The 4,069-nt window shown below is 43.2% G+C and carries 3 protein-coding genes; all 3 read right to left on the minus strand.

The annotated features are described in order from the left end of the window. On the minus strand, nt 1–856 hold an 856-nt coding region (locus WKT20_RS17635), incomplete at its 3' end, for a Ppx/GppA phosphatase family protein (RefSeq protein WP_340417830.1). A 15-nt stretch (nt 857–871) separates the two neighbouring features. After that, the gene (locus tag WKT20_RS17640) at nt 872–2,941 is read right to left on the minus strand and encodes an RNA degradosome polyphosphate kinase (RefSeq protein ID WP_270653186.1); all 2,070 of its coding nucleotides are present in this window, start codon (nt 2,939–2,941) and stop codon (nt 872–874) included. Nucleotides 2,942–3,012: 71 nt separating this feature from the next. Further along, on the minus strand, nt 3,013–4,069 hold a 1,057-nt coding region (locus WKT20_RS17645), incomplete at its 5' end, for a glycosyltransferase family protein (protein WP_340417831.1).

Genomic DNA, 4,069 nt, shown 5'->3' on the forward strand with positions numbered 1-4,069 from the left:
GTACATAAATATGCGTAGCATGAATAATGTCTGCAATGGTCAGGAATATATTGCCAGCCGGAACGATTACGTCAGCCCGGTCGGGTTTGAGCTGGTATTTTTCCATTCGTTCTTCTACAGATAGCTTGTTCAGGCTTTCATGCAGTTTGTGCAGTACTTCCACCGTAATTCGTTGCTTTTTCTTGTCTTTCTTTTCCGCCAGACGATAAAGTTTGTTGATGTTTCCACCCGAACCGATGATGTTCGTACCGGGGTAAGAAATAGCCAGTTCCTGCATATCCTTTTTCAACCGTTCCCATTCAGTTTCCTTTACGGCATTGTTCAGAATACGTACTGTACCGATGTTGTACGAACGGCTGCATACGAGTTCTCCTTGTGAAAGCAAGTTGATTTCGGTACTACCTCCACCCACATCCACATACATATAGTTTCCGTTACAGTCTTCCATGCATTCAATGTGGTTGTTGTATATCATTTTGGCTTCTTCCTGTCCGTCAATGATTTCAATGCGGATTCCCGTTTTCTTTTTGATGCGTTTGATAATATCTTTTCCGTTCTTTGCATCACGCATGGCAGAAGTGGCACATGCACGGTAGTCTTCCACATCGTAGATTTTCATCAGGTGATGGAATACTTTCATCAGACGGAGCATGTTCTTTTCCTTGGTTTCGGAAATTTTCCCCATCGCAAATACGTCAAATCCCAGACGCAGAGGGACACGCAATAGAAGCACTTTTGAAAAGAAAACCTTTCCTTGTTCGTCTTCTTCTACACATTTGATGAGCAATCTCACTGCATTCGAACCAATATCAATGGCTCCATAGTACGTCTTGCAGTCTTTTAGCATATTGTCCATAATATCACATTTAAGTTATTGTTCATTTTCGGCCAGGTAATAATTGTAGAGCGCTTCCTGTGAGCGGAAAGGAGCTTCTTCCGTTTCTTCACTCCAGAACAGATTGTCGCCTGCACCGTCTACTATACGTCCCTGCAGGGTATCCTTCAGGCCGTATTCTACAATGCGTTTCATTTCTCCCTTGATGGCCGGATCGTAGACCGGAGTAATCACTTCGATGCGGTGATCCAGGTTGCGAGGCATCCAGTCGGCAGAACCTAAGTATATCTTTTCTTCTCCTCCGTTGGCAAAGATGAAAATGCGTGAATGCTCCAGATAGCGGTCGATGATGCCATGAATCCGGATGTGCGTGCTGACATCGGGTACATTGGTAATCAGTGAACAGTTGCCACGTACTACCAGGTCAATATCTACGCCTGCTTCCGAAGCTTCATACAGTTTTTCTACCATAATCGGGTCGGTGATGTGATTGATCTTGATTTTGATGTAAGCAGGTTTTCCGGCTTTCTTGTTCTTTATTTCATTGTTGATTAATGTCACAAACTTGTTTTTCATCTCATTAGGTGAAACAAGCAGCTCCTTGAACCGTATCTGAGTGTAAGGACGTTCAATGAATTCGAACACCTGATTTACATCCTTCACGATTTTGGGATAAGCTGTCATCAGCATACAGTCTGTGTACATCTTGGCGTTTCCTTCGTGGAAGTTTCCGGTGCTGATACAAGCAATATCCGGTCTGCTTTTCATCTCAATGTGTGTAATCTTGGAGTGAACCTTCAAGCCTTCTACACCGAAAATCACCTTGATGCCGGCATCCTGCATTTTCTTTGACCAGTTGATGTTGGACGCTTCGTCGAAACGAGCCAATAATTCAATGACTACGGTTACCTTCTTTCCGTTGCGGGCAGCTCCGATAAGGGCTTTTACTACCTTTGATTCTTTAGCCAGACGGTAAAGCGTAATTTTAATACTTGTAACCTGCTTGCTGACAGCTGCTTCCTGAAGCACACGGATGAAGGAGTCGAAATTATGATAAGGCACATGGATAAAGCGGTCTTTCTCCTGAATCTTTTTCAACAGACTTTCCGGTCCGTCAAGTTCTTTTTTCAGGATAGGAGGCCATTTCGGGTATTTCAAGTTGCTGTGTCCACAATCCGGGAATTTCATTAAGTCCTTGTGGTTCTGATAACGTCCGCTTTCAATTACTGTGTCCAGACTGTCAAGTTCAAGCTTTTTCAACACCCTTTTCAACAGGTCTTTCGGCATGTTGTTATCATATATTATGCGAAGAGGTTCTCCTTTTTTACGGCTCTTTACCCCTTTTGAAATCTTTTGAAGTGTACCGGTGCGCAGGTCGTTGTCAATTTCCATTTCCGCGTCGCGGGTAAACTTAAAGGCATAGGCTTCGTATTTGTCGTATCCCAGTCCTTCGAACACCAGCGGAAGACAGCAGCGGATGACGTCGTCCAGATACATCAGATAACTTTTATTTTCATGATCCGGTAGTTGCACAAAACGTCCGCAAATATTTACCGGGAGTTCCAGAAAAGCATAGTCCGCCATTGGCTTGTTGCCGTTCTTGCTTACCTTTACAGCCAGGTAGATATTTTCATCGTTTTCGTAATCCAATAACTTAACAGCTGAGAACCATACGGGCACAATAAGTCCATTCAGCTTTTCTTTATAGAAAGACTGGATGAACTGTAGCTGTTCGGGAGTAACCTCCGAATTGGATACCAGATAAATATTTTCTTTTTTCAGATCCTCTGTCACACTGCTTACAGCTTCTTCGTAATCCTTTACGTAACGTGCGTTCAGTTTTCCGATTTGCTTAAGCAGTTTTTTTGCTTTTTCTCTTTCCTTGGCAGCCGATTTATCCATGCACTCAGCAATGCGGCTTTGAGAAGCTACTCTGACACGGAAAAACTCATCCAAGTTGTTGGAATAGATGCCAAGAAAGGCCATTCGTTCCAGCAATGGCACATGGCTTCGGGTTGCTTCCTGCAGGATTCTGCGGTTAAAGTACATCCAACTGATGTCTCTTTCCAAATAAGGCTTTTCTTTTTTTCTATTTCTTGTGGCCATAAAATCACTTTTTTTGCAAAGAAAATGATTTTATGTTACAATATGATTTCAGAACGATTATTTAGATTTTTTTACACAAACTCCTCTACCAGATACATTCCTTGCAGGGTATTTTGCGGAGCAAATCGCTCTATTTCATTCAATATGATGTATTCTGCCGATTTCACCCATTCCACAAACAGGCGGTTTGGTTTGTAGTTCTGAGAAAAACGCAGTAAGTTACTCAAGTTAAAATTGTGGTCGATGATACCTGCTCCGTTCTGCATGGCATCGAAAGCATTACACTCTTGTTCAATATGTGCCGGTACCATCAGGATGGGTTTTCCTAAATACATGGCTTCGCACACCGATTCGAATCCTGCCGTGCTGGCGTATGCCTTGCAGCCTGCCATCTGGCGAAGAAACTCTATATCGTCAAGTTGATAGAAAGAAAGTGTGGAGTCTATTTTTTTCACAGGCTCTTCTTCCCAATGGTCCCAGAAAAAGCGGAGAGGAGTATCTGGATGTTTTTTATGCCAGTTTAGAATATTTTCAGAGAATCCCGCATTCAGCATATATCCATGGATGTAGTCGCCTGGTTTGCTTTCCTGCTGCAATACGTCTTGTCGCAACAAAGGAGGAACCACGCTGATGTGCTGATGATTGTCTTCTGGCATGGAACGGAAGGAGAGGGCCAGTTTTTGTGAAGCTCCCAATGCAGTCAGTCGTGTAAAGAAATTCAGGAAAAACAGACTGCATTTGTTCTTTTTGGGTAATTTGAATTGGTTGTGAAGGAACAGGTACTGATGACCGATACAGATTTGAGGTACTGCCGGACGAAAAAAGAAATAAGTCAGTCCGGTCAATAATTCATAGAAGTTGATGACCAGTTCGGCACCGGTTTCCTTGATATGCCGGTTAATATAGCATATACTTTCTGCATATTCCGGTACTTTCAACAAATTATATAAGATGCTTCGTGTCAGGTTTACCCGTTTGTTGGCGTGGGTAGGCAGGAAATTGGGGCTGATAAACTGTTTGACAGGAGCCTGGATGTTCCGGATAAAAAATCCCGGAAGCCGTCTGGATTCACTTTTTCCGACGAGCACTTCTACCACCTCGTGTCCGTTGCTTCTAAGCAGTCTTTCC

The sequence above is a fragment of the Phocaeicola sp. ICN-14070 genome, assembly GCF_037892625.1.
Lineage (GTDB): Bacteria > Bacteroidota > Bacteroidia > Bacteroidales > Bacteroidaceae > Phocaeicola > Phocaeicola plebeius.

Excerpts from the sequence above, each read along its gene's own strand:
- WKT20_RS17640 (WP_270653186.1), bottom strand. The coding sequence starts at position 2,941 with ATGGCCACAAGAAATAGAAAAAAAGAAAAGCCTTATTTGGAAAGAGAC.